At 63.0% G+C, this 26,148-nt stretch carries 25 protein-coding genes and 1 pseudogene; 8 read left to right on the forward strand and 18 right to left on the reverse strand.

All coding sequences use genetic code 11. From position 1 onward, the window contains the following. Positions 1-1,392 (reverse strand): leucyl aminopeptidase family protein, encoded by a 1,392-nt coding sequence (locus tag OVA00_RS18930; RefSeq protein WP_268089456.1) that lies wholly within the window; start codon positions 1,390-1,392, stop codon positions 1-3. A gap of 131 nt (positions 1,393-1,523) precedes the next feature. Between OVA00_RS18930 and OVA00_RS18935 the strand changes: the two are divergent. Then, positions 1,524-2,350 (forward strand): annotated as a pseudogene (locus tag OVA00_RS18935) (tetratricopeptide repeat protein). Between the two features lie 169 nt (positions 2,351-2,519). Here the strand turns inward: OVA00_RS18935 and OVA00_RS18940 are convergent. From OVA00_RS18940 to OVA00_RS18985, 10 genes are all read right to left on the reverse strand, one after another. Further along, positions 2,520-3,506 carry a type II secretion system F family protein gene (locus OVA00_RS18940; RefSeq protein ID WP_060609557.1) on the reverse strand — a complete coding sequence of 329 codons (987 nt, stop codon included), beginning with the start codon at positions 3,504-3,506 and terminating at the stop codon, positions 2,520-2,522. A 9-nt stretch (positions 3,507-3,515) separates the two neighbouring features. Next, entirely contained in the window at positions 3,516-4,526 is a 1,011-nt protein-coding gene (locus OVA00_RS18945) for a type II secretion system F family protein (RefSeq protein ID WP_060609560.1), read from the reverse strand. Positions 4,527-4,534: 8 nt separating this feature from the next. Next, positions 4,535-6,001, reverse strand: coding sequence for a CpaF family protein (locus OVA00_RS18950; protein ID WP_060580522.1), 1,467 nt, complete (start codon positions 5,999-6,001; stop codon positions 4,535-4,537). Positions 6,002-6,018: 17 nt separating this feature from the next. Beyond that, positions 6,019-7,305, reverse strand: a complete 1,287-nt coding sequence (locus OVA00_RS18955; protein WP_060580521.1) for an AAA family ATPase — start codon at positions 7,303-7,305, stop codon at positions 6,019-6,021. 18 nt (positions 7,306-7,323) lie between these two features. Further along, positions 7,324-8,067 carry a CpaD family pilus assembly protein gene (locus OVA00_RS18960; protein ID WP_083523783.1) on the reverse strand — a complete coding sequence of 248 codons (744 nt, stop codon included), beginning with the start codon at positions 8,065-8,067 and terminating at the stop codon, positions 7,324-7,326. An 8-nt stretch (positions 8,068-8,075) separates the two neighbouring features. Then, complete coding sequence (locus OVA00_RS18965; RefSeq protein WP_060609563.1) at positions 8,076-9,653, reverse strand: type II and III secretion system protein family protein; 1,578 nt, start codon at positions 9,651-9,653, stop codon at positions 8,076-8,078. Continuing rightward, entirely contained in the window at positions 9,650-10,459 is an 810-nt protein-coding gene (gene cpaB, locus OVA00_RS18970; protein ID WP_034805067.1) for a Flp pilus assembly protein CpaB, read from the reverse strand. Before cpaB ends, OVA00_RS18965 begins: the two co-directional genes overlap by 4 nt. A 121-nt stretch (positions 10,460-10,580) precedes the next feature. After that, a complete protein-coding gene (locus OVA00_RS18975; protein WP_090296116.1) occupies positions 10,581-11,093 on the reverse strand; it encodes an A24 family peptidase in 513 nt (170 codons plus the stop codon). A 123-nt stretch (positions 11,094-11,216) separates the two neighbouring features. Then, the gene (locus OVA00_RS18980) at positions 11,217-11,402 is read right to left on the reverse strand and encodes a Flp family type IVb pilin (RefSeq protein WP_060580518.1); all 186 of its coding nucleotides are present in this window, start codon (positions 11,400-11,402) and stop codon (positions 11,217-11,219) included. A 33-nt stretch (positions 11,403-11,435) separates the two neighbouring features. Then, on the reverse strand, positions 11,436-11,624 hold the full coding sequence (locus tag OVA00_RS18985) for a Flp family type IVb pilin (RefSeq protein WP_090296113.1): 189 nt from the start codon (positions 11,622-11,624) through the stop codon (positions 11,436-11,438). A gap of 257 nt (positions 11,625-11,881) precedes the next feature. Here OVA00_RS18985 and OVA00_RS18990 point away from each other — a divergent pair, with 257 nt between their 5' ends. The 7 genes from OVA00_RS18990 (at position 11,882) to OVA00_RS19020 (ending at position 17,364) form a co-directional block, all read left to right on the forward strand. After that, the gene (locus OVA00_RS18990) at positions 11,882-12,295 is read left to right on the forward strand and encodes a pilus assembly protein N-terminal domain-containing protein (protein ID WP_090296111.1); all 414 of its coding nucleotides are present in this window, start codon (positions 11,882-11,884) and stop codon (positions 12,293-12,295) included. A 116-nt stretch (positions 12,296-12,411) separates the two neighbouring features. Further along, complete coding sequence (locus tag OVA00_RS18995; RefSeq protein ID WP_090296109.1) at positions 12,412-13,035, forward strand: TadE/TadG family type IV pilus assembly protein; 624 nt, start codon at positions 12,412-12,414, stop codon at positions 13,033-13,035. Positions 13,036-13,046: 11 nt separating this feature from the next. Continuing rightward, a complete protein-coding gene (locus OVA00_RS19000; RefSeq protein ID WP_268089457.1) occupies positions 13,047-13,634 on the forward strand; it encodes a TadE/TadG family type IV pilus assembly protein in 588 nt (195 codons plus the stop codon). Positions 13,635-13,775: 141 nt separating this feature from the next. Next, a complete protein-coding gene (locus OVA00_RS19005) occupies positions 13,776-14,996 on the forward strand; it encodes a phosphopentomutase (protein WP_268089458.1) in 1,221 nt (406 codons plus the stop codon). Beyond that, entirely contained in the window at positions 14,993-15,961 is a 969-nt protein-coding gene (locus OVA00_RS19010) for an adenosine deaminase (protein ID WP_060519403.1), read from the forward strand. The genes OVA00_RS19005 and OVA00_RS19010 overlap by 4 nt, the downstream gene beginning before the upstream one ends. A gap of 117 nt (positions 15,962-16,078) precedes the next feature. Beyond that, the gene (upp, locus tag OVA00_RS19015) at positions 16,079-16,708 is read left to right on the forward strand and encodes a uracil phosphoribosyltransferase (protein WP_034805105.1); all 630 of its coding nucleotides are present in this window, start codon (positions 16,079-16,081) and stop codon (positions 16,706-16,708) included. 128 nt (positions 16,709-16,836) lie between these two features. After that, positions 16,837-17,364, forward strand: coding sequence for a retropepsin-like aspartic protease family protein (locus OVA00_RS19020; protein WP_268089459.1), 528 nt, complete (start codon positions 16,837-16,839; stop codon positions 17,362-17,364). Here OVA00_RS19020 and deoA read toward each other — a convergent pair. The 7 genes from deoA to OVA00_RS19055 all read right to left on the reverse strand — a co-directional run bounded on the left by deoA (position 17,357) and on the right by OVA00_RS19055 (position 26,072). After that, positions 17,357-18,673: a thymidine phosphorylase gene (gene deoA, locus OVA00_RS19025; protein ID WP_268089460.1), complete on the reverse strand. Its 1,317-nt coding sequence runs from the start codon at positions 18,671-18,673 to the stop codon at positions 17,357-17,359. The two genes, OVA00_RS19020 and deoA, sit on opposite strands and share 8 nt — an antisense overlap. After that, complete coding sequence (locus OVA00_RS19030; RefSeq protein ID WP_034805114.1) at positions 18,670-19,476, reverse strand: purine-nucleoside phosphorylase; 807 nt, start codon at positions 19,474-19,476, stop codon at positions 18,670-18,672. Before OVA00_RS19030 ends, deoA begins: the two co-directional genes overlap by 4 nt. Beyond that, the gene (locus OVA00_RS19035) at positions 19,473-19,865 is read right to left on the reverse strand and encodes a cytidine deaminase (RefSeq protein WP_034805117.1); all 393 of its coding nucleotides are present in this window, start codon (positions 19,863-19,865) and stop codon (positions 19,473-19,475) included. The genes OVA00_RS19030 and OVA00_RS19035 overlap by 4 nt, the downstream gene beginning before the upstream one ends. Before the next feature lie 4 nt (positions 19,866-19,869). Then, complete coding sequence (locus OVA00_RS19040) at positions 19,870-20,841, reverse strand: ABC transporter permease (RefSeq protein WP_043622808.1); 972 nt, start codon at positions 20,839-20,841, stop codon at positions 19,870-19,872. 4 nt (positions 20,842-20,845) lie between these two features. Continuing rightward, positions 20,846-21,979: an ABC transporter permease gene (locus OVA00_RS19045; protein ID WP_034805123.1), complete on the reverse strand. Its 1,134-nt coding sequence runs from the start codon at positions 21,977-21,979 to the stop codon at positions 20,846-20,848. Beyond that, positions 21,976-23,511, reverse strand: coding sequence for an ABC transporter ATP-binding protein (locus OVA00_RS19050; protein ID WP_034805126.1), 1,536 nt, complete (start codon positions 23,509-23,511; stop codon positions 21,976-21,978). The genes OVA00_RS19045 and OVA00_RS19050 overlap by 4 nt, the downstream gene beginning before the upstream one ends. A 248-nt stretch (positions 23,512-23,759) precedes the next feature. Further along, complete coding sequence (locus OVA00_RS19055; RefSeq protein WP_268089461.1) at positions 23,760-26,072, reverse strand: heavy metal translocating P-type ATPase; 2,313 nt, start codon at positions 26,070-26,072, stop codon at positions 23,760-23,762. Positions 26,073-26,148: the final 76 nt, after the last annotated feature.

Here is a 26,148-nt window from a genome sequence, read left to right on the forward strand (position 1 = left end):
TTACCTCGTCAGCTTCTGGACGTGCTGGTAAAGCGCACGGATTGCCTGCGCCTCCCCGCCAACCGTCGAATGCGGGCGCTCGGACGGAGCCCAGCCGAAGATATCGAAATGGACCCAGCTCTTGGCGTTGGTGACGAAGCGTCGGAGGAAGAGTGCCGCGGTGATCGATCCGGCCATGCCGCCCGCAGGCGCGTTGGTGAGGTCGGCGATGCGGGCCGAGACATCCTTGTCATACCCGTTATAGAGCGGCATGCGCCACATCGGATCGTCGACCTCGAGGCTTGCTTCCGTCAGATCGTGGGCCAGATCGGCATCGTCGGTGAAGAAAGGCGGCAGATCCGGGCCGAGCGCGACGCGCGCGGCACCGGTCAGCGTCGCCATGTCGACGAGCAGATCCGTCTTCTCTTCGTCGGCATAGGCGAGCGCGTCGGCAAGGATCAGCCGGCCTTCGGCATCGGTATTGTCGATCTGCACCGTCAGGCCCTTGCGGCTGCGATAGATGTCGCCGGGCCGGAAAGCATTGGCGGAAATAGAGTTTTCGACCACCGGCACGATGACGCGCAGATCCACCTTGAGCTTGGCGTCCATGATCATCAGCGCCAGGCCAAGGACGTTGGCGGCACCGCCCATGTCCTTCTTCATCAGCAGCATGGAGGCCGACGGCTTGATGTCGAGACCGCCGGTATCGAAGCACACGCCCTTGCCGACGAGCGTTACCTTCTTGTGGCCCTTCTTGCCCCAGCGCAGCTCCAGCAGGCGCGGAGCCTCGGCGCTGGCGCGGCCGACGGTGTGAACCAGCGGGAAGTTCTGCGTCAGCAGCGCTTCGCCGGTTATGACCGAAACATCGGCCTTGTAGTGGGCGGCAAGCGCGCGGAACGCGCCTTCGAGCGCTTCCGGTCCCATGTCGTTGGTCGGCGTGTTGATGAGGTCACGGGCGAGGAACACGCCGGCGAGCTGGCGCTTGATGTCGGTCGCGTCCGCATCGGCGGGGATGAGCAGCGTCGGCGGTTCGCCCTTGGCGGACTTGTAGCGCTCGAAGCGATAGGAGCCGAGGCCGTAGCCGAGCGCCAGCCGGTTGGCCGTCAGCGGTGCCGTTTCGATATGCCATTTGCCGGCCGGCAGCGCCCGCGCCAGCTTGCCTGCGAGGAACGGCGCTTCCGACGGGTTGCTGCCGAGGCCGAAGAGCGCGCCGCCAAGATGGCCGTCGGCGGACGGGATCAACAGCACCGCGCCGGACTCGGCCGTAAAGCCTGCCTTGCGCGCCCAGTCCAAAGCGATCGGGTCGATCGTCCCCGTCTCGATATGCGCCGGCGTGACGGCGAAGATCGGCAGGGTCTTGCCGGCGCTGGTGTTGAACGGCGACGGCCGCTCGATGAACTGATAGGGAGCCATGAAAGTCCTCGGCTGACAGAGATGGAATCGCGCCATTAACGCTCTGTTAGGGTTAACAGATTATTGCTGGAGTGAAAGTTGCGCCGGTGTTGTCTGAAGTTCAGGTGCGCGAATGCATGCTGGGGACACACATGGCCAAATATACGACCTCATCCTCGAGACGCGCCCGTTTCTTGCAGGGCGCGGCGATCGCGCTGGTGGCGCTTTCGCTTGCCGGCTGCGCCAACCAGCCGAAGAAGGAGCTGACGACGGGGTCGATCTCCAGAACGTCAAAACCGGTGCAGTCGATGACCGCGCCTGAGCTTTCGGCCGCTGCCGAAAGCATCGGCCAGGCCTATGAAAAGAACCCCAAGGATCGCGAAGCGGGCCTCAACTATGCCAATCTCCTGCGCATGACTGGCCGCAATGAGCAGGCGCTTGCGGTGATGCAGCAGGTCGCGATCAACCATCCGTCGGACCGCGAAGTGCTCGGCGCCTACGGCAAGGCACAGGCCGCCGCCGGTCAGCTCGAGCAGGCGCTTGCGACAATCGGTACCGGGCGCAGACACCCGACCGTCCGGACTGGAAGCTGAAATCGGCCGAGGGCGCAATCCTCGACCAGCTGGGCCGCGCCCAGGAGGCGCGACTGCGCTACCGCGAGGCTCTCGACCTCAAGCCGAACGAGCCGTCAGTACTCTCCAATCTCGGCATGTCCTATCTTTTGACCAAGGACCTTCGTACCGCCGAAACCTACCTCAAGTCGGCGGCAAGCCAGCCCGGCGCCGACAGCAGCGTGCGCCAGAACCTCGCGCTCGCCGTCGGCCTTCAGGGCCGCTTCCAGGAAGCCGAGACGATCGCCCGCCAGGAGCTTTCCAGCGAGCAGGCGGAAGCGAACGTCGCCTATCTGCGCTCAATGCTTTCGCAGCAGGGCGCATGGAAAGAGCTCGCCAAGGCCGACGACAAGAAGGTCGCCAACTAAAGGCGCGCCGCGTTCGTCAGAGACGCTCTTGGCCCCTCTAGCGCTTCCCATCTACCGCTACCGTCATCCGCAAAGTCAGCCGCGCACATTTGCGCGGCATGCCTTGTCCGCCACCGCGCAAGCAGTCTTCGAACCCATGATTGTAGAGCGCCGACAGCGGCGGCGCTGCCTAGAATTTGTCGGCGACCTGGATGCCCGCCGGTCCAAGGATGACGGCGACCAGCACCGGCAGGAAGAACAGGATCATCGGTACAGTCAGCTTCGGCGGCAGGGCAGCCGCCTTCTTCTCGGCTGCCGTCATGCGCTGGTCGCGGCTTTCCTGTGCAAGCACGCGCAGAGCCTGGCCGATCGGCGTGCCGTAGCGGTCCGCCTGGATCAGCGCCTGGACCACGGACTTCACCTCTTCGAGGCCGGTGCGCTGCCCGAGATTTTCAAGCGCAACCCGGCGGTCGGGCAGGAACGACAGTTCCGCCGTCGTCAGCACCAGCTCTTCCGCCAGCGGCTGCGACTGCGAGGCCACTTCGTCGGCGACGCGACGCATCCCCAGTTCCATCGACACGCCCGATTCGACGCAGATCAGCAGGAGATCCAGCGCATCCGGCCAGGCCCGACGTATCGATGCCTGGCGCTTGGAGACGGCGTTGGCCACCACGATATTCGGCGCGTAAAAGCCGACATAGGCAAAGCCAATCGCGAAGAACAGCCGTACCATCAGCGGCTTGTCGGCAAAATTGCCGAGCACGAAGATGTAGACGAGCGCGACGATCAGGAACAGGAAGGGCAGGCAGAAGCGCGCGAACAGGAAGGTGTTGAGCGCGTTCTGCGAACGGAAGCCGGCCATTTTCAACCGGTTGACCGTGTTGTCGTCGACGAGCGCCGAGCGCAGGTTGAGCCGCTCGACGACCTGCCGGATGGAGGCGTTGTTCTGCCCCCGCAGGCTTGCCCTGCCGTTTTGAACCTCGGTGGCAAGCCGCGCGCGCTCGCGCGCCCGGATCTGTTCGCGCTCGGTGGCAACGGACTTCATCCGCTTCCCGAGATCGCCGCGATCGAACAGCGGCACGATCAGCGAATAGAAGGTTGCGAGCACGGCGAGCGAAACCAGAATGGCGACGACGACGTTGGGATCGGTCAGGGTCTTGATCAGGTCAGTGCTCATCGACGCCCCTCAGATGTCGAAGTTGATCATGTTGCGCATCACCCAAATGCCGATGCTCATCCAGAACAGGCCGGCACCGATGATCAGATGACCGCGGGGGTCGGTGAAAAGCACCATCATGTAGGCGGGTGATGTCAGGTAGACCAAAAGCGTGACGATGAACGGCAGGGCGCCGATGATGCAGGCCGAGGCCTTGGCTTCCATCGACATGGCGCTGACCTTCGCCCGCATCTTCCTGCGCTCGCGCAGGACCCTGGACAGGTTGCCGAGAGCTTCCGAGAGGTTGCCGCCCGCCTGCGCCTGGATGGCGATCACGATGGCGAAGAAATTCACCTCCGGCAGGGGAATGCTGTTGACCATACGGGCGCAGGCCTCGGTCACGCTCAGGCCCACCTGCTGGGATTCCACCACGCGGCGAAACTCGGTCTTGACCGGCTCCTGGCCGTCGGCGGCGATGAGGCGCAGTGCGTCGTTCAAGGGAAGGCCCGACTTGATGGAGCGGACCATGACTTCGAGCGCGTTCGGGAATTCCTCAAGGAACTTCTTGCAGCGCCGCTTGACCAGGTAGCCGATGAACCAGCGCGGCAGGCCGAGACCGGCGATCATGCCAAAGCCGACGGCAATGGGGAGCCCGGCGCCCAATATCAGCACGACCAGAAAGGCGAAAAAACCGAAGAGCGCGCTGAACAGATAAAAGCGCCCGATGGAGATCGACAGGTCCGCCTGGGTGAGACGCACCTTCATCGAGGGGGTGGCTTTGGCCGAGCGCTCCTGCTGTTTCTTTTCCAGTTCCTTCAGCGAATCCTGGACGGATTTTCGCCGTTTCGACAGTTCGCTCACGCGGTCGCGTGCGGCCTTCATCTTGGCGCGGTCGGTTTCCGCCACGCTGATCTTGCGCACGCGGCCTTCCGCCTTCTTTTCGCTTTCGATGCGCGAGAACAGCAGGCCGTAGGCAAGCGCCGCCGCCGATATGGCGACGAGGGCCGCTAGCGCCAGAACGGTGATGTCTATCCCGAACATCGCAGCTCCTAGCCCTTGTCCATCGCGTCGAGGGTCGCGGCCAGTCGCTTGTCCTCGTTGAAGTAGCGCGCGCGATCCCAGAAGTGCGGCCGGCCGATGCCGGTCGACATATGGCGGCCGATGATCCGCCCGCCGGCGTCTTCGCCATCGATCTCGTAGCGCATCAGGTCCTGGGTGATGATCACGTCGCCTTCCATGCCCACCACCTCGGTGATGTGGGTGATGCGGCGGGAACCATCGCGAAGGCGGGACGCCTGGATGATCACGTCCACCGATCCGGCGATGATCTCGCGCACGGTCTTTGCAGGCAGCGTATAACCGCCAAGCGCGATCATTGATTCCATGCGGCTCAAGCATTCGCGCGGCGTGTTGGCGTGGATGGTTCCCATCGAGCCGTCATGGCCGGTGTTCATCGCCTGCAGCAGGTCGAAGACTTCCGGGCCACGCACTTCGCCGACGATGATGCGTTCGGGGCGCATGCGCAGGCAGTTCTTGATGAGATCGCGCATGGTGATCTCGCCTTCGCCTTCGATGTTCGGTGGCCGGGTTTCGAGGCGCACGACATGCGGCTGCTGCAATTGCAGTTCGGCCGTGTCTTCGCAGGTGATCACGCGCTCATCCGTGTCGATATAGCGTGTCAGGCAATTGAGAAGCGTCGTCTTGCCCGAGCCCGTGCCGCCCGAAATGACGATGTTGCAGCGGACGCGACCGATAATCTGCAGGAGAACGGCGCCCTCTGGCGTGATCGAGCCGAAGCGGACCAGCTGCTCGAGCGTCAGTTTGTCTTTCTTGAACTTGCGGATGGTCAGCGCCGTGCCGTCGATGGCGAGCGGTGGGGCAATGACGTTGACGCGGGACCCGTCCGGCAGGCGGGCGTCGCAGATCGGGCTCGATTCGTCGACGCGGCGGCCGACCTGGCCGACGATGCGCTGGCAAATCGAAAGAAGCTGCGCGTTGTCGCGGAACCGGATTTCCGATTCCTGCACTTTACCGGCGACTTCGATGAAGGTCTGGCCGGCACCGTTGACCATGATGTCGGCGATGTCGTCGCGGGCAAGCAACGGTTCGAGCGGACCGTAACCCAGAACGTCGTTGCAGATATCGTCGAGCAGTTCCTCCTGCTCGGAGATCGACATCGCGAAGTTCTTGATCGTGATGATGTCGTTGACGATATCGCGGATTTCCTCGCGCGCGCTCTCGGTATCGAGCTTGGCGAGCTGCGACAGGTCGATCGTGTCGATCAGCGCGGAGAAGACCTGCGATTTCGTGTCGTAGTAGTCTTCCGTCCGCGCCTGCCGCCGTCTTGCCGGCGGGGCGGGCGTCGGCACTCTGGCGCTGGCGGAGGGCGTATCGGCGAGTACCGGCACGGCGCGCTCGACCACCGGCGCTTGCACCGCAGCCACGATCGGCGGAGGGGCGGAAACCGGGGTGCCGCCGCCTTTGCCGAAGCCTTCGTTTCCGCGCTTGCCAAACATCTGCGTAATCCTACGTCCTATTTCCTGCCGAGCGCTGCAAGCATCTTGCCGAGGCCGCCGCGCCGGGCCTTCTTCATCGTCACGCGGCCGGTCAGAAGATGTGCGAGCTGCGAGAAGGTTTCAGCGGCCGGCGCTTTCTTGTCGATTTCGGCGATCATCCGCCCGCTGTTCGAAGCGTTACCGAACAGAGCCGCGTCGAAGGGAATGATGGCCGCGGCTTCGATTTCCAGCGAATCGCAGAACTCGTTGGCGGCAATCTCCGGCCGCTTCGGCATGCCGACCTGGTTCAGCACCAGGTGGGGCGCCTTGTCGTTGGGGCGCAGCCTCTTCAGGGCGTCGAGCAGGTTCTTGGTGTTGCGCAGGCTGGCAAGATCGGGGATCGCCGTGATCACCACCTCGTCGGCTTCGCCGAGCACGGACCGTGTCCAGTCCGTCCACAGGTGCGGAATGTCGAGAACGGAAACGGGGGCGCTGCGCTGCAGGATCTCGAGGATCGGGTGGAAAGCCCCGGTCTCGAAGTCATAGGCGCGGTCGAGCATCGAAGGTGCCGCCAGCAGCGACAGGTGCTCGGAGCACTTGGTCAGCAGACGGTCGAGAAACACCTCGTCCAGGCGCTCCGGCGCAAAGACCGCCTCGGCGATGCCCTGCGGCGGATCCTGGTCGAAATCGATGTTGGCGGTGCCATAGGGCAAGTCGAGATCGGCGAGAATCGTTTCGGTCGAGAACAGGCTGGAGATGCCCCAGGCACAATTGTGCGCGATCACGGACGATCCGCAGCCGCCCTTCGCACCGATGAAGGCGATGCTTCGCCCCAAGGGTTCGGCATCCGGGTCGACGAAGATCGCCGAAACGGCAGTGAGAATGTCCGGCATCGAAACCGGCGCGACCATGTATTCGGAAATGCCGTTGCGGATGAGTTCGCGGTAGAGCCCGATATCGTTGTGCTTGCCGACGAGGATCACCTTGGTGCTGGGATCGCAGACTTCCGCCAGCGGTGCCAGTTCGGTCAGCAGCGACCGCGGTTCCGTCGCCGTCTCGAGAATGATCAGGTTGGGCGTCGATACGGTCGCGAACATGTTGGCGGCGGCATCGATGCTGCCGCTGTTGATGCGCAGGCTCACCTTCGCCATGCGCCGATCCTGGCCGCACCGCTCCATCAGCCGCAACATCGCGTTGCTTTCGCAAAACGCGTGGATCGAAATCCGCGGCAACGGACGAACCTGCTCCAGATCGCTCATACGCGCATCGAAGGACGGGTCGTCCCCCTCGGTCCCAGTCTCGATCCTGTAATCGATGGTACTCATCTTTTCATCCAGCCGATATCAGTTGAAGGTGATGACCGTGCCGTCCTTCTTCTCGGTTCCACGCCAATCCGTGATCACCTGGCCGCGCTGCTCGGCGTCGATCGGCGACATCTGACGCGGACCGAGGAGGTCCGTCGGGTTGGCAAGCTGGGCCGCCAGGTTCGATTGCGAGGCGCAACCGAAGTTGTAGTAGTTCTTGTTTTCCATGGTGTTGAGGTTCATGTCTTCCGGCCAGGTGCCGCAAGGTCCCGTCTGCGCCGTGATCGCCACATAGCTCAGACGGATAGGGGCCGCGTCGCCATAGGGTCCGGCGTCGTAGCTCGTCTCCAGCAACCTCTTGGCCGGTACGCCGGCATTCACCAGCACGCCGCGGATTTCCCGGCGCATCGCCTGGGCGGCGTGGCTGTTGGCAGCGCCCCGCGGCATCATGATCTGCACGACGCCGCTTGCCGAGTTGCGATAGTCGGCCGCAAAACCGGCGATGACATCGCGCGTGCCCTGAGTAAGACGGCGATCGCCCGAGGCGATCGGGATATCGATGACGCGTTCCCCTTCGGCGAGCACAATCGGATGCCGGGTGCGGTAGTCGTCGGGGATGGAGCCGGTCGCCAGATTGTCCCTCGTGCCGCAACCGGCAAGCAGGGCACCGGCCAGCACCAGGACGGCTGCCCGGCTCGTGCGACGGATGAATGTTCCGGACGGACCTGAGGACATGGCGTTCGGCCTTTCGGAATTCACGTGGAAATCGGTTCGAAGCGTCATGACCCAGCCTATTTGTAGATGAAGCCAACGTTGCCGTGGTAACGGCCTGCCGGAGCGGTCGCTTCCGGCCGTCCGTAAATGCGGTTCACGCGGCCGAGGAAGTAACTGTCGAGATCGTTGGCCGGATTGAAGTTGTCGTCAGGCCGGGAGATCGCGCTTCTGGCAACCGGACGGACCAGATAAGGCGTGGCGATGATGACCAGTTCGGTCTCGTTGCGCACGAAGTCCTTGCTGCGGAACAGCGTGCCGAGGACCGGGATCTTCGAAGCGCCCGGCAGGCCAGACATCGCCTGGCGAATGTTGTCCTGAACCAGGCCGGCGATCACGATCGAACCACCGGACGGCAGTTCGACGCTGGTCGATGCCTCACGCTTGCGGATGCCGAGGAAGGTGTTGCCGGGGATCGCGTTCTTGCCGTTGCCGGTGACGACGGATCCCTCGTAGGTAGGCTCGGAGACATTCGTCTCGATCTTCAGGCTGATGCGCCCGGGGCCGAGGACGACCGGCTTGAAGTTCAGGCGGATACCGTATTCGACATCGTTGACTTCGCGTGTAACCTTTTCCTCGCCGGTCTTGTCATCAGTCGTGACTTCCTGGGTTCCGGGCAGGCGAAACTCGCCGCCGACGTAGAATTTGGCTTCTTGGCCCGAAATCGCCGTCAGGCTTGGCTCAGCCAGCGTCCGCATGACGCCGGCCTGCTCCATCGCGTTGATGTAGCTGGAGATCACCGTGCCGCCGACCGTCTTGTTGATGATCGCGTTCACGCCGACGCCGACCGCATCGCCGAGGTTGGCCGGGTTTCGGAAAGCAATCCCGCTTTCGCCGTCGCCAACACGGCCGTTGAAGCCGAGCTGTTTCAGCACCTGGCGGCTGACCTCGGCCACGGTGACCTTGAGATTGACCTGGTCGTCGCCATCGATGGTCAGGAGATTGACGATCTGCGACACCTGCCGGTCTTCGGCGAAAATATCGGCGTCACCATTGTTGCCCTGGGCCGTGATGTTGCGCGTGGTCGCCTCACCGCCCTGAAGGAAGGCCTTGGCAAGGTCGACGGCACGGGTGGAATCGAGCGGTGTGCGCACGGTGCCGGTCAGTACGATGTTGTCCGAGACGATCTCGACATTGATATCGGCGTCGGGAATGAAGCGGCGCAGGTTGGACTGAAGGCTGGAGACATCGCGCTCGACCTCGATGTCGAGGGAGACGATCTCCTCGCCATTGGGACCGAAGACGAAGATGTTGGTCTGGCCGACCGACTTGCCGAAGAGGTAGATGCGCCGCGACGTACGGGTCACGGCGTCGGCGAGAGACGGGTCGGCAACGAGGATATCATGCGCGTCTGCAGGCAAATCGACGACTACGGCCTTGTTCAAACCGAGGCTGACCTTCTTCTTCACGCCGGGGCCGCTTTCGACGATGCGGACGACCGAGGACGCGCCGGCAAAAGCTTCCGTCGGCGCCGGCAGATACATGCCGGTAACCGCCAGGCAGAATGATAGGCCGGCTGCGACAGACGCCCGAAATTTGTTTCCGCTCCGTTTCACCTTATGCCCCGTTCTCACCTGGTTCCTGCTCGTGTCTGTCATTGCTGCGTCTGGCCGACCGTTCCATCGCCCTTGACGATGGAGCCGGACTTGATGACCTGAATGTTCGGTTGGCCGTCACCGCTCAGCAGATAGTCCGCGGCGTCCGTGTCAGACTCCTGCGCATCGGCGACGCTTCGGAGCGCCAGCGAAATACGTTCCGCCATCTGCTGCGCAACCGTCATCACCTTCGACTGGTCGGGCGTAAGTTCCAGCGTGGCCGTGGTTCCAACCACCGCCTTGGTGCCGTCATCCTTTTCCTCGACCTGCTGGTCGATCGCGAGCACACGCACATTGCTGAGCACGGTTTCGGTCAGGTAGAGTTCGCCGTCACCCTTGCGCACCATGATCACGTCGACGCGGTCGTTCGGCAGGATGAAGCCACCGGCACCGGTTGCGACCGTGATTTCGGTCGCAACGGCGCGCTTGCCCGCCGGCAGCAGCGACGACATGATGCGGCTGGACGAATCTGCCACCTTTTCGTGGCGCACGGGTTCGCCGTTGAAGATCGGCAGACGCACGACCGCGCCGCTCAGATCATCGATCGCGGTCGGCTGATTTTCTTCGGTAATGATGCCATCGACCACACCGTCCTTCGGCCAAGCCATCCATTGGATGCTGTCGCCGCCCAGTCGCGATCCGACGGGCAGGCTCTTGCTGGCGACAAGCACGTTGACGGTGGGGGCACGCTCGACGACCGGTTCAGCCATCTGCGGCGCAGGCGCGCCCGTCAGCCTCATCGCCAAAAGACCGGCCATCGCAGCCGAGAGAACGGCCACTGCCAGTATGATGATGCGAACCGGTTTCATGATTGTTTCCGAGCCCCGAAAAAATGCCAGGCTCAGATTGATCAGGAATTGGTGTAATTATGGTTAACGGATTACTTATGAGCGCAGTTAACGAAAGCTGACCAGTCGGCCCAAAGGTCTCTCAAGTCAGCCGCGCGAAGGCCGCCTCCATAAGCGGCGACGAGGGATAGGCGGCAAAGCCCCCAAGCGCGATCGCGATCCCGTAAGGAATTTTCTTGGCCGTGAGCAAAAGCTGCGGGAAAGGAATGCCGCTCGCAAGGATCGTATCCTCCTGCTGGCGCAACAAAAGCACCGCGAGCGTCAGCACGCCGCCGAAGATCGAGACATAGAGCAGGAAGGCCGTCAACGACGACGTCAGGCCGAACCAGATGGCGCAGGCCGTCAGGAGCTTCGCGTCCCCGCCGCCCATCACGTTCGTCGCAAACAGGGCAAAACATGCGGCAAAGACTGCGGCGGCCGCGAGCACATGCAGGCCGATCTCGGCGAACCCCAAGCCGGACATTGGCGCCACCAGGAAAAAGGCACCAAGCAGGATCACCGAAACACGGTTCGGGATCGTCATCGTCAGCAGGTCGGAAAACGCCGCAAATCCCAGGCAAAAGGGAAAGACTACGAAAATGGCGGCTTCAGTCATATTCACGGCCTCCCGAAATCAGATGCACGCGATCTGAGATCCGATCGCAGGATCCATAGATACCGATGGAGCCGCCCTTTTCGGGGGCGGCTCCATCGTCGATCCGCTACGAAAGCTGGATCGTCACAGTTTTCCGGCCGTGCTCGTCGAAACCGTCGTTTCGACCCCGCTGAACGTGGCGTTAATCGCATTGCCGAGCGAACTTGCACCGACAATGAGCGCCACCGAGACGAGGGCGGCAATCATGCCGTATTCGATCGCGGTCGCTCCGGACTCATCCCGCAGCAAGCGGCAGAAAATCGACTTCATCGAAATCCCCTCCGTTCGAGGCGGTCAGCCCGATTACTTGGCTGCGGCGGTCGCAGCATTCGACATCTTGGTGCCGAGGCTGCTGAAGACGGAATTCAGCTGGTTGCCGAGGGTCGTTGCACCTGCGATCAGGGCAACGGAGATGAGCGCGGCAATGAGGCCATACTCGATGGCGGTCGCGCCGGACTCGTCCTTCATCAGACGGGCAAAAATCTTCTTCATGATGATTCTCCTACTTCACGTTTGTTGTTCAGCACTTCCGCCAACTGTTGCCGTTGATCGGATGAACCCCAAACTAGTCCTGGCGCATTGCCATCAACTTAAAGAAGGCGGTTACCTGAAGGTTAACGAAGCATCCCTGATTTTTGGGTAAACGAACAGAAAACGGCAAAGCCTCCGCAAAGCCTCGATAGCGTCGACTTAACGGTTCGTTCACCAAGACCAGTGAGTATGGCATGAACACCACCTAGGGACCCGCCATGACCACGCCATTCGCGACCGGCCGAGCCGCCATTTTCGCATTCGCGATCGCCGCCCTCGCCCCATCGGTTGCCGCTGCGGCCGAAAGCGACTTGATGCGTGTGTATATGGATCATGCGCGCGTATTGAAGCTCGACCGCCCGGTCAGCAAGGTCATCATTGGCAATGCCGAGGTGGCGGACGCGACGGTTGCGGATGCCCGTACCATCGTCATTACCGGCCGCAACTTCGGAACCACCAACTTGGTCATCCTCGATCAGGACGGAAACGCCATCGTCGACGAGCGGATCCTGGTGTCGATCGACGAAGGCAACACAGTGCGCGTCTATAAACAAACGTCCCGCACCGTGCTCTCCTGCACACCAAATTGCGAGCGTCACGCGGAACGCAAAACCACAGGTAGCACCAATTGATTTTTATGGGTTCGAAGCGCGTGATTCGTTAAAATACGCACCATCCCTGAGAACGAAATATCAATGGTTGCTCCATAATCTGCCGCCCGTCTGGCGTAACATGATGGGACGGCGCAATGAACATCGAGCAGGGCACAAGGCGGCCGAGTGCCGCCGAAAACGGGCGAAAAGGCATCTTCAGCCGCTTCCTTCGCAACCGCAAAGGCACGACGAGCATCGAGTTCGCCATCCTCGCGCTTCCCTTCTTCATGGTGATCTTCGCCTCACTCGAAACCTTCGCTGCCTTCTACGGCGACCAGCTCCTGGCGAATGCGACGGAGACGATGGCGCGCAAGGTCCGCACCGGTCAGATCACCTTCGAGCAGGGAAAACTGACCGATATGAACCAGGCTGAGTTCCGCCAGGCATTCTGCGACGAGATCTCCATCCTGATGAAGTGCTCGGCCACCGAAGCCGGCCAACCCTCGCAGTTCTATCTGGACGTCAGGGCGGTCAACGATCTCAGCAAGTTTCCCGTGCTGATCCCGCGGAAGGCCGATTCCACCGACATCGACACGGCCGACTTCAAGTTTGCTCCTGGCGGCCCCGGCTCCTTCAACGTGGTTCGCGCCTATTATCGCTGGAGCGTCTTCACGGACCTCGTCAGGCCGTTCATCACCAACCTGCGGCCCGCCGGCTCAAGCATGCCGAAGGACTATCTCATGGTGGCGACCGCCACCTTCCGAAACGAGAGCGAGTGAGGCGCCCCGCGATGCCGTATTCCGCGTTTGAAATCCTGCGCCTCAAGCCGATCACCAAGGCCCTTGGCGCGCTGCGGCGCGACAGAAGCGGCGTCGGTGCGGTCGAATTCGCGATCGTCGCCCCGCTGCTGGTGATGGCCTATCTCGGCGCCTTCGAACTCTCGGTCGGTTTTACAGTTGCCGGCAAGACCGCGCGCGCCGCAAGCGCTACGGCCGACGTCGTCGCGCAGCAGACGGAGGTCAACAAGGCCTTCCTCGCCAACGTGCCGAACATCGCAAAGAGCATCCTGGCGCCCTACGGAAATGCCAACTACACGCTGAAGATCAGCGGCATCGCGGTCACGAACACCAATGAGGGCACGATCCTGTGGTCGCGCGATCAGGCAGGCGGCACGCCCTACGCCGTCAATACCAAGGTCTCCCTGCCCGCCCAGTTCACAGCGACCAACTCCTTCGTCATTCGCACGGAACTGACCGTACCGCACGAACTCCTGCTCTATGCGCCCAACCTTCAGGCGACGGCAAAGACCATCGATCTCTCCAAGACGGCCTACTTCCACGCACGCCTCTCCCAGCCGATAAAATGCTCGGATTGCTGATCAGACAGACATGCGGCGCAATTGCATTGAGCAACGAGCGGCGCTATCCCTTCGAGATTGCGCGGGTGCCCTAGCGGGCGTACCTGCGCTTTTCCGGAGGTCTCGGGCCGCGATCGCCGCGCGCCCGCTGTCAGGTGCATCATGGCGCGTGCCTTTCTATTCGTTCTCGATTCCTTTGGCATAGGCGGAGCGCCGGACGCCGAAGCCTTCGGCGATCTCGGTGCCAACACGCTTGGCCATATCGCCGAGTTCTGCGCTATCGGCGCTGCCGACCGGCCCGGATTACGCGAGGGGCCGCTCAGCCTGCCGAACATGTCCGCGCTTGGTCTGATCCACGCGGCAAAGCTTGCGACCGGCACCATTCCCCAGGGCATGCCGGTGCCCAATCGCGTTTATGGCGCCTATGGCGCGGCGAGCGAAGTATCGCGCGGCAAGGACACGCCCTCCGGTCATTGGGAAATCGCCGGGACACCCGTCATGTTCGACTGGGGCTACTTCTCCGCCAAAGGCGACGCCTTTCCGCCGGAGCTCGTCGAAGCGATCTGCCGCGAGGCCAACATTCCCGGCATTCTCGGCAACTGCCACGCCTCCGGCACCGACATCATCGTCCGCCACGGGGAGGAGCACATGCGCAGTGGCAAGCCGATTTGCTACACTTCGTCGGACTCGGTCTTCCAGATCGCAGCGCACGAGCAGAGTTTTGGCCTCGACCGCCTGCTCGAGCTTTGCCAGATCGTTCGCCGCCTGCTCGACCACTACAATATCGGCCGCGTCATCGCCCGCCCCTTCGTCGGCACGAGCCCGCAGACTTTTGCGCGCACCGGTAACCGGCGCGACTTTTCGGTGCTGCCGCCGGAGCCGACCATCCTCGACCGGCTGGTGGAGGCCGAGCGCTCGGTTCACGCTATCGGGAAGATCGGCGACATCTTTGCGCATCAGGGCGTGACCAAGCTGACCAAGGCCGATGGCAACATGGCGCTCTTCGATGCCAGCATTGCAGCCATAGACGAGGCCGAGGACAGAAGCCTGGTCTTCACCAACTTCGTCGATTTCGACATGCTCTACGGCCATCGTCGCGACGTTGCCGGCTATGCGGCTGCCCTCGAGGCCTTCGACGCGCGCCTGCCCGATCTCGACCGGCGCCTGCAGCCGGGCGACATCGTCATCCTGACGGCCGACCATGGCTGCGACCCGACCTGGCGCGGTACCGACCATACGCGCGAGCGCGTGCCGGTGCTGATGTTCGGGCCGTCCCTGCGCAGCCGCTCGCTTGGCATTGCCAATACCTTCACGCATATCGGCGAAACCGTCGCCAAGCATCTCGGCATCGCGCCGGGCCACCATGGGAGAAGCCTCATTTGACCGCACATCTGAAGAAGGCGGAACTGCATTGCCACATCGAGGGTGCGACGCCGCCCGAACTGGCTTTGGCCCAGGCCGAGAAATATGGCGTCGACACCAGCGCAATCATCCGCGACAAGGCCTATGTCTGGGAAGACTTCACCAGCTTCGTGAAATGCTACGACGCCATCGCCTCCCTGTTTAAGACCGAGGAAGACTACGCGCTGCTCGCGGAAGCCTATCTGACCGAACTTGCCGAAGCCGGAACGATCTACAGCGAAATCATCGTTTCGCCCGACCACGGCAACACGATCGGCCTGGGTGCCCACGCCTATCTCGAAGGTCTTGCCGCCGGCATGGAAGCGGCCCGGCAGAAGACCGGCATCGAATCGCGCATGCTGATCACGGGCATCCGCCATCTCGGTCCGGAATCGGTGATCAAGACGGCCGAATTCGCCGCCAGGCGCGAACACAAGCTCGTCACCGGCTTCAACCTTGCCGGCGAAGAGCGCATGCATAAGGTCGCCGACTTCGCGCGCGCCTTCGATATCGTACGCGATGCCGGCCTCGGGCTGACGATCCATGCGGGCGAACTCTCGGGCGCCTTCAGCGTTCGCGACGCGCTCGACCACGTGCGCCCGTCGCGCATCAGCCACGGTGTGCGGGCGATCGAAGACGCGGATCTGGTGCGGCGCCTCGCCGATGAGGGTGTGGTGCTCGAGGTCTGCCCCGGCTCCAACATCTCGCTTCAGGTCTTCCCCGATTTCGCGTCGCATCCGCTGTGGGCCCTGCACGAGGCCGGCGTGCGCGTCACGCTCAATTCCGACGACCCGCCGTTCTTCCACACTTCGCTCGCCCAGGAATACGACATCGCCTCCGCGGTGATGGGCTTCAGCGACGATGAGATCAACGGCATGACCAGGACCGCGATCGAAGCCGCCTTTGTCGACGAGGCGACGCGCCAGCGGTTGCTGACGCGGATCTAGGGGTACAGGTCGCGATTTGCCGGCTGGGGATGACGGTCTCCGGTCGGCCAATACCCTTGCGGCGACGGCGCATTCCATGGAAAAAGGACGGATACAAAAAATCCGGAAAGGTGAGCCATGAACGGCGTTACAGTGATCGATCATCCGCTTGTGCAGCACAAGCTGACCATCATGCGCAAGAAGGAGACCTCGACTGCGGGTTTCCGCCGGCTTCTCCGTGAGATCTCGACGCTGCTCTGCTACGAGGTGACGCGCGATCTCGAGCTGACGATGGAGCGCATCGAAACGCCGCTGCAGGAAATCGACTCGCCGGTCCTCGAAGGCAAGAAGCTTGTCTTCGCCTCGATCCTGCGCGCCGGCAACGGGCTGCTGGAAGGCATGCTCGAACTGGTGCCTTCGGCCCGCGTCTCCCATATCGGCGTCTATCGCGACCATGAGACGCTGGAGGCGGTGGAATACTACTTCAAGGCACCGGAGAGCCTGTCAGAGCGCCTGATCATCGTCGTCGATCCGATGCTTGCCACCGGCAATTCCTCGATTGCGGCGATCGACAAGCTGAAAGAGCGCGGCGCCAAGAACATGCGCTTCCTCTGCCTGCTCGCCGCTCCTGAAGGCATCCGCAATTTCCAGAGCGCGCACCCGGACGTGCCGATCTTCACCGCCTCGATCGACAGCCACCTGAACGAACTCGGCTACATCATGCCCGGTCTGGGTGACGCCGGCGACCGCATGTACGGCACCAAGTGATTTTCAGATCCTTAACCAGGATCTGAAATCGATGAGAAAACCGCCGGATCCCGGCGGTTTTTTTATGTCGTCTTAGGCATCGTCGGCTCTACTTGCACGAGCATAAGTTAGATTGAGAGGTGATGTCCATGCTCGTCCGTTTGCTGACATTGGCCGGCGCTGCGGCAGTCGCGGCCATCTTGGTCCCGAACCTTGCGACCAGGTTTCTGTCCCACGCAGACAACGGGAAGACCACACAGGAAGCTGCAGCCCCGCCGACGACCACCGCGAAATACGCGATGGGGCGCAGCGTCGTGCTCGACGCCGACGACAGAGGTCATTTCATTGGCACCTTCCGCATCAATGGGCGAACGGAACGCGGACTGGTCGATACCGGCGCCAGTGCGATCATTATCAACTTTTCAACCGCAAAGCGGCTCGGGATTTCGGCGAGCACGCTCGACTTCGCCGCGGCACGTGTCAACACGGCCAATGGCATCGTCGGGGCAGCGCCGGCGGTCCTCAGCCGAATCGAGATCGGCGGCATATCGGTGCGCGACGTTCAGGCGCTGGTGCTTCCGGACAAGGCGCTCTCGGCGACTCTGATCGGCATGACCTTCCTGAACCGGCTGTCCTCTTTCCGTGTCGAGGACGGCGATCTGCATCTGGTCAGGTGATTTTCGCGAGGATCGGGGACCTCGTCTCCGGCTCGACCTCATCGATCGTGTAGAGTGCCAAAAGGCGTCGCCGGGCCGCTTCCGCCGCCTCCTGGTCTGCCGCGTGAACGAAGGCGATGAGATCGCCCTTCTCGACCCGCGTTCCAAGCGGCTTCAGCGCATCGAAACCGACGCGGTGATCGATCCTGTCGTCTGGATGCGAACGCCCGCCGCCGAGCGCGATGACGGCCATGCCCAGTTCCCGCGTCTCGCAGGCGGCGAGATAGCCGGACTGCTCGGCTTCGACCGGCAGAATGACCGGCGCACGTCCGAGATAGGCGACCGAGCGCTCGATGAAATCCGCCGGTCCACCCAGCGCATGTACCATCTTCCCGAACCGTTCCAGTGCCGCTCCGCTGCCAAGCACTTTGCGCGCCTGGGCTTCACCCTGTTCGGCATCGGCGGCAGCGCCGCCGGCCACCAACATTTCGGCGGCAAAGGCGAGCACGACGGTTTCAAGCCGCGTTCCCTTCTTCCCGCCTCGAAGGAAAGCCAGGCAATTGTCGATCTCCAGTGCATTGCCGGCCGCGTCTGCCAGGGGCTCGTTCATGTCGGTCAGGAGTGCGGAGGTGCGAACGCCGGCGCCATTGGCAACGTCGACCAACGAGCGCGCCAGGATCTCGGCCTCACGCGCATCGCTCATGAAGGAGCCGTTGCCGAGCTTGACGTCCAGCACCAGCGACTGAAGGCCGGCCGCGAGCTTCTTCGACAGAATCGAGGCCGTGATCAGCGGTACCGAATCGACGGTCGCAGTGACATCGCGGATCGCATAGAGGCGCTTGTCGGCAGGCGCGAGATTAGCGGTCTGGCCGATGACCGCGCAACCGATCTCGTCGACCGTCCTGCGGAAGACACTCGCCGACGGCTGGATATCATAGCCGGGTATGGATTCGAGCTTGTCGAGCGTGCCGCCGGTGTGCCCGAGGCCGCGCCCTGATATCATCGGCACGGCGAGCCCGCAGGCGGCAACGATCGGCGCCAGCATCAGCGAGACGTTGTCGCCGACACCGCCGGTCGAATGTTTGTCGGCAATGGGTCGTTTAATGGCGCTCCAGTCGAGTGTTTCGCCGCTATCGCGCATCGCCAATGTCAGCGCGACGGTCTCCTCGCGGCTCATGCCGGAGAACCAGATCGCCATGGCGAAGGCGGCGACCTGCCCTTCGGAGATCGAACCATCCGACAGGCCGCGAACGAAATCCGCGATCTCGGCCGAGGCGAGGTGCTCGCCGTTGCGTTTGCGCCTGATGGTTTCCTGCGGAAGCATCGTCACCCGCGCACCGCGTCGGCCGCGATCATGTCGGCGAGGATCGCGGCAAGCCGCTTGCCGCCGATCGGCGCCATGTCCTTCGTCTCGTGATGGCTGATCTCACCACCGGTCATGCCGGCGCCGAAATTGGTGATCACAGAGGCGGCAACGACGCGGAGGCCGAAGAAGCGCGCGAGGATGACTTCCGGAACCGTGGACATGCCGACCGCATCGGCGCCGAGGATGCGCGCCATGCGGATCTCCGCCGGCGTTTCGAAGCTCGGTCCGGAGAACCACATGTAGACGCCGGCGAGAAGCGGAATGCCGAGGCGCTCGGCGCTCTCCTGCATTCTTTCCGCAAGCTCGGCATCATAGGCATTGGTCATGCCGACGAAGCGATCGTCGCTGTCGACGCCGATCAGCGGGTTGAAGCCCGAATAGTTGATGTGGTCGGATATCCGCATCACCGATCCCGGCGGCAGATCATCCCGCAGCGATCCGGCGGAATTGGTCAGCACCAGGCATTCGATGCCGAGCGCCTTCAGGGTTTCGAGCGGGACGCGCATCGCATTGGCGTCGCCCTGCTCGTAGTAGTGGACCCGACCAGACAGCATGACAACAGGCACGCCCGAGAGCGTTCCGGCCACAAGTTCGCCGGCATGGCCGGAGACGCTGCTGACCGGGAACCCGGGGATTTCGGCGTAGGAGAGGCGCAACGTCTCGTCCAAAGCCTCGACCAGAGAACCGAGGCCAGAGCCGAGCACGATGCCATAGCGTGGAGAGAGGTCCCCGAGCCTGGCTTTCAACAGTTCAGCGGCCGCGGTCATCCGAGAATCTCGGTCTCGAAGCTGTGCGGCAGCAGGTCCGACAGTGCCAGGGTCTTTTTCACGCCGGTCTCGTCGCACAGGAAGATGCGCGTGCTGGCGCCGGAGAACTCCGCCAGCCGCTGGCGGCAGCCGCCGCAGGGCGGGCAGAGCGCCAGCTTCTCGGCAATGACGGCGACTTCCATGATCTTGCGCTGACCGGCCATGACCATATGGCTGATCGCGGTGGTTTCGGCGCACCAGCCCTCGGGGAAGGACAGGTTCTCGATGTTGGCGCCGGTATAGATCTTGCCGTCCTCGGCGCGGATCGCCGCGCCGACCGGAAACTTCGAGTAGGGCGCATGCGCCTTGGCCATTGCGTCACGCGCGGCTTCGAACAGTTCCTTTTCCATGGTTCTAGCGCTCCTTGACATAGGGGACGCCGCCGGCCTTCGGCGGAATGGCCTTGCCGATGAAACCGGCAAGCAGGATTACGGTGAGGATATAGGGCAGCGCCTGCATCAACTGCACCGGCACCTGGCCGATCAGCGGCAGCGGATTGCCCTGCAGACGGATGGCGAGCGCATCTAGGAAGCCGAAAAGCAGGCAGGCAAGCATGATGTTGAACGGACGCCACTTGGCGAAGATCAACGCTGCCAGCGCGATATAACCCTTACCGGCGGTCATGCCCTTGACGAAGCCGGCGGTCATGGCCAGCGACAGATAGGCACCGGCAAAGCCGCAGAGAATGCCGCAGCAGATGACGGCGCGATAGCGCATCCAGATCACCGAAATACCGGCTGTGTCGACCGCGCCCGGGTTCTCGCCGACCGCGCGCAGACGCAGCCCGAAGCGGGTGCGGTAGAGGATCCACCAGCTGATCGGCACCATGGCAAAGGCGACATAGGTCAGGATGAAATGCCCGGAAAGCAGGTCCGAATAGATCGGACCGAGGATCGGGATTTCGCGGATGCTGTCGGCATAGGGGAAGGTGATCGTCTGGAAGCGCGCACCTTCGCCGAGTGCCGGCGTGCGGCCGCCCTGGCGGAACCAGGCCTCGCCAAGGATGACGGTCGAGCCGGCGACGATGAAGTTGATCGCGACACCCGAGACGATCTGGTTGCCGCGCTGGGTGATCGACGCATAGCCGTGCACCAGCGACAGCGCGATCGAGATCAGGATGGCGGCGAGCAGCCCCATCCAGACCGACTGGGTGACGGCCGCAACAGCGCCGGCGGCAAAGGCAGCACCAAGCATCTTGCCTTCAAGGCCGATGTCGAAGATGCCGGCGCGCTCGGTGAACAGCCCTGCCAGCGCTGCGAAGATCAGCGGGACGGATACGCGGATGGTGGACTCGAGGAGCACCACGATGACGTGGAAGAAATCCATGGCTTCAAGCTCCCTTGGTCTGTGCCACGACGGCCGCACGGCGGCTCTGCATCGCAAACAGCCGGGCGATCGCCGGCCTGAACATGTTTTCGAGTGCACCGGCAAAGAGAATGACGAGACCCTGGATGATCACGATCATGTCGCGCGAGATCGACGGCATTTCGAAGGAGATTTCGGCTCCGCCCTGGTAAAGCATGCCGAAGAGAATGGCGGCCGGGATGATGCCGGCCGGATGCGAGCGGCCCATCAGCGCCACGGCGATGCCGACGAAGCCTGCGCCCTGCACGAAGTCGAGCTGCATGCGCCCCTGCTCGCCCATGATCGGATTGAGCGCCATCATGCCGGCAAGCGCACCGGATATCATCATGGTGATGACGGTGATGCGGCTTTCGCTCATGCCGGCGTAGCGCGCGGCCGAAGGGCTGTGGCCCATGGTGCGCATTTCATAGCCGAGCTTGGTGCGCCAGATCAGAAGCCAGACGCAGAAGGCCGCGACCAGCGCCAGCAGGAACGAGACGTTGAACGGCGCCGTGCCGATATCCAGCCCGAAGATCGCGAGCAGCCAATCGAGCTTGGGCAGTTGCCCGCCTTCGGCGAAGGTGCGCGTCTGCGGCGACATCGATCCGAGCGGCTTCAGCACCCGCGTCAACAGGTAGACCATCAGGCTCGAGGCGATGAAGTTGAACATGATCGTCGTGATGACGATGTGGCTGCCGCGCTTGGCCTGCAGCCAGCCGGGCAGGAAGGCCCAGGCAGCGCCGAAGAAGGCGGACCCGAGGATCGCCAGCGGGAACACCACGAACCACGGCATCGTCTGGTCGAGCCAGAGGCAGGCAAGCGCCACGCCGATACCACCGACATAGGCCTGGCCTTCGCCGCCGATGTTGAAGAGGCCGGCATGGAAGGCGACTGCGACGGCAAGACCGGTGAAGATGAAGGTGGTGGCGTAGTACAGCGTGAAGCCGAGATATTCGCCGCGGCCGAAGGCGCCGTTGATCAGGTGATAGGCCGCTTCCAACGGATTTTCACCAACGAGCAACACGACGAGACCGGCGACGAGGAAGGCAACGGCGAGGTTGACCAGCGGGACGAGGCCGTATTCGACCCAGCCCGGAAGCTTAGCATAGGGGGTGCTCATTCTGCGGCCTCCTTGCGGCCTTCAACGCCGGCCATCAGCAGGCCGAGTTCGCCCTCGGTCGCATCCGGATCGCGCTCGCCGACGACACGGCCGGCAAACATGACGAGGATACGGTCCGACAGGGCGCGGATTTCATCGAGCTCGACGGAGACCAACAGGACAGCCATGCCCTGGTCGCGCATCTCGATGATCCGTCTATGGATGAATTCGATGGCGCCGACATCGACGCCGCGCGTCGGCTGGCCGATGATCAGCACATCGGGCCCGCGCTCCATTTCACGCGCCAGCACGATCTTCTGCTGGTTGCCGCCGGAGAAATTGGCGGTCTTCAGCCGCGGATTCGGCGGGCGGATATCGTATTCGGCGATGCGCTGCTCTGCGTCCTTGCGGATCGCATCGACGTTCAGGAAGACGCCGTTGAGGTAACGCTTGTCGTGATGATAGCCGAGGATCGCGTTTTCGCATTCCTCGAACTTCAGCACGAGACCGACATGGTGGCGGTCTTCCGGCACGTGGGCGAGACCACGATTGCGCAGTTCGGAGGGGTCGGCGCGGCCGGTAACGTCGATCGGCTTGCCGTTGAGAAGCACGGAGCCCGACACGGCGCGACGAATGCCCGAAATCGCTTCGAGCAGCTCGGATTGGCCGTTGCCGGCAACACCAGCGATGCCGACGATCTCGCCCGCCCTCAGGTTGAAGGAGACGTTGTCGACCATGGTGACGCCGCGGCCGTCCTTGACCGTCAGCCCCTCGACCGCGAGCTTCACCTCGCCGGGCTTGGCCTCGCCCTTTTCGACACGCAGCAAGACGCGACGGCCGACCATGAGTTCGGCAAGCTCTTCGACCGAGGTTTCAGCCGTCGTGCGCGTTGCTACCATCTCGCCGCGGCGCATGACCGACACCTCGTCGGTGATCGCCATGATCTCGCGCAGCTTATGGGTGATGAGGATGACGGTCTTGCCCTGGTTCTTCAGCTGTTCGAGCACCCGGAAGAGATGGTCGGCCTCAGCCGGCGTCAAGACGCCGGTCGGCTCGTCGAGGATCAGGATATCGGCCCGGCGATAAAGTGCTTTCAGGATCTCGACGCGCTGCTGCAGGCCAACGGGCAGTTCTTCGATGACGGCATCCGGATCGACTTCCAGCGCGTATTCGCGCTCCAGCCGCTTCAGCTCGACGCGCGCCTTGGCAATACCCTTGTTGAGGATCTGGCTGTCCTCGGCGCCGAGCATGATGTTTTCGAGCACCGTGAAGTTCTCGACCAGCATGAAATGCTGGTGGACCATGCCGATGCCGGCGGCGATCGCCGCATTCGGATCGCGGATCGCGACGGGTTTTCCGTCGACGAGGATTTCACCGCTATCGGCCTGATAGAAGCCGTAGAGGATCGACATCAGGGTCGATTTTCCCGCACCGTTTTCGCCGATGATGCCGTGGATCGTCCCTTTGCGGACTTTTAGATTGATGTTCTTGTTGGCGTGGACCGGACCGAAACTCTTGTCGATCCCACGCAGTTCGATGGCAATATTGTCCATATTGGCCTTGCGATCCCCAAACTGGCCCGCTTCGGCATTCTTCCCAGAAACCGTGCCGGCGATTTTTTTACCATTTGGTCTAAGTTTATCATCGATTTTTCGGGGCGAAAGCCCTCAACCGTGATCTCCTTATACTCTCATCAGATCGCAGGTGAGAGTCCAGCGTGAATATACACAGGCACTTGGACGCGAAAAACCGGCGACAACGGGTGCCGCCGGTCCTTCATCTTGGGATTATTTGGTGGTTCTCAGGCGGCTCGTACGGGCCGAAGCAGCCTGAGGGCATTCATCGTGACGAGAACGGTCGCACCGGTGTCGGCGAGGATCGCCGGCCAAAGGCCGGTAACGCCGATGATCGTCGTCACCAGGAAGACCGCCTTCAGGCCAAGCGCAATCGTGATGTTCTGAACGATGTTGCGCATCGTCGAGCGGGAGAGCCGGATCATCGCCGCAACGTCGCCGACACGGCCGTGCAACACCGCCGCGTCCGCCGTTTCCAGCGCCACATCGGTGCCGCCGCCCATGGCGATACCGATGTCGGCCGCGGCCAGCGCCGGCGCGTCGTTGATGCCGTCACCGATCTTGGCGACGTTGAAGCCTTCCGCCTTCAGTTCGCGCACGATGCGTTGCTTGTCCTCGGGCAGGAGCTCCGCACGGACCTCCATGCCGAACTGGCGGCCGATCGCTTCGGCCGTGCGGCGGTTGTCGCCGGTCAGCATGACGACGCGGAGGCCGGCGTCCGTGAGCGCCTTCACACCAGCCGCCGCATCCGGCCGGGGCTCGTCACGCATGGCAATGGCACCGGCAATCACGCCACCGGCGACCAGCACCGAAACGGTCTTACCTTCATCGTTGAGAGCGGCGACGCGCGCCTTTTCGTCGGCCGTCAACGGCGTCCGCTCGGCTGCGGCCTTCGGCGAACCGAAGAACAGCGCGATGCCTTCGACGGTCCCTTCCAGCCCCTTGCCGCCCACCGCATTCACAGTGGCGATATTGGGGATCGCGACGCCATCGGCGGTGCTGCGCTCCAGGATGGCCCGAGCAAGCGGGTGGCTCGATCCCTGCTCCAGCGCTGCGGCAAGACGCAGGACCTTCGCCTCCGACCGGCCGAAGCCAACGATATCCGTCACCTTCGGCTTGCCTTCGGTCAGCGTTCCGGTTTTGTCGAAGGCGGCGGCCGTGACCTTGCCGACATTCTCAAGCACGGCGCCGCCCTTCATCAGCAACCCGCGACGGGCGCCGGCCGAAAGGCTGGCGGCGATCGCTGCCGGTGTCGAGATAACCAGCGCGCAGGGGCAGCCGATCAGGAGGATGGCAAGACCCTTGTAGATCCACTCGTCCCAGGAGCCGCCGGAGAGAAGCGGCGGCAGAACCGCCACAAGCGCCGCGACGACGACGACACCCGGCGTATAGTAGCGCGAGAAGCGGTCGATAAAGCGCTCGGTCGGCGCCTTGCTTTCCTGGGCTTCCTCCACCATGCGGACGATGCGCGCAATGGTGTTGTCGGCAGCGGCGGCCGTGACCCGCACGCGCAGCGCGCCGGAGCCATTGACGGTGCCCGCAACCACGGTGTCATCGACTTCCTTGCGCACCGGCGTGCTTTCGCCGGTGACCGGCGCTTCGTCGACGGCACTTTCGCCGGAGAGAATGACTCCGTCAGCCGGAATGCGGTCGCCGGGGCGAACGAGAATGACGGCGCCCACGCTCAGCGTTTCGGCCGGAACCTCATCCAGCCGCCCATCGCGCTCGACGAAGGCGGATTTCGGAACGAGCGCCGTCAGCGACTGGATGCTGGCGCGCGCCTTGCCGGCGGCCACGCCCTCCAGCAGTTCACCGACCAGGAAGAGCAGGACGACCATTGCCGCCTCTTCCGTCGCGCCGATGAAGACCGCGCCGATCGCGGCGATCGTCATCAGCATCTCGATCGAAAACGGCGTGCCCATGGTCGCAGCGACAAAGGCGCGCCGCGCAATCGGCAACAGGCCGACGAGCATGGCGAGGGTAAAGATCCAGGGCTCGGTCGCCGGGAGCGTCTTGCCGACCGCATAGGCGGCAATCAGCGCCAGGCCGCTGGCAATCGTCAGCTTGCCCTTGCCCGACTTCCACCAGGGACCGCTCGTCGGGCCGTGGTCATGACCGTGAAGGCCCATCGCTGCCGCGGCTGTCTCGCCCTTCTGGCTGGCGTTACCCTCGTGATGATGGGCGTGCTCATCGTGTCGATGACCATGACCATGGTCATGGTCATGACTGTGATCGCCGTGATCGTGGTCGTGGTTATGGTCATGATCGTGTCCGGAACAGACATGCGCCGCTTTCCGCTCCGACGCCTGGCCTGCCTGGATCGGATGCAAACGATAGCCGAGCTTTCCGACCCTGCTCACAATCGACGTCGCAAGATCGTTTTCGTCGGCAAACTTGACCGACATGGTGCCCGCCGATACAGAGACCGATACGTCCTCGACGCCCGACAGCCGGCGCACCGCCGTATCGATCTTGGACGCGCAGGACGCGCAATCCATGCCTTCGACGCGATAACGGGCTTCCCGAATAGTGCTCGCCATAACCTGCTCCTTGCAAATTCTGAAGCAAGGCTACGACCTCTAGCAACTAGAGCTACAAGGCCAAATTGCTGCGTGA

Origin of the sequence: Ensifer sp. SL37, assembly GCF_026672675.1 — a bacterium.
Taxonomy (GTDB): Bacteria; Pseudomonadota; Alphaproteobacteria; order Rhizobiales; family Rhizobiaceae; genus Ensifer; species Ensifer adhaerens.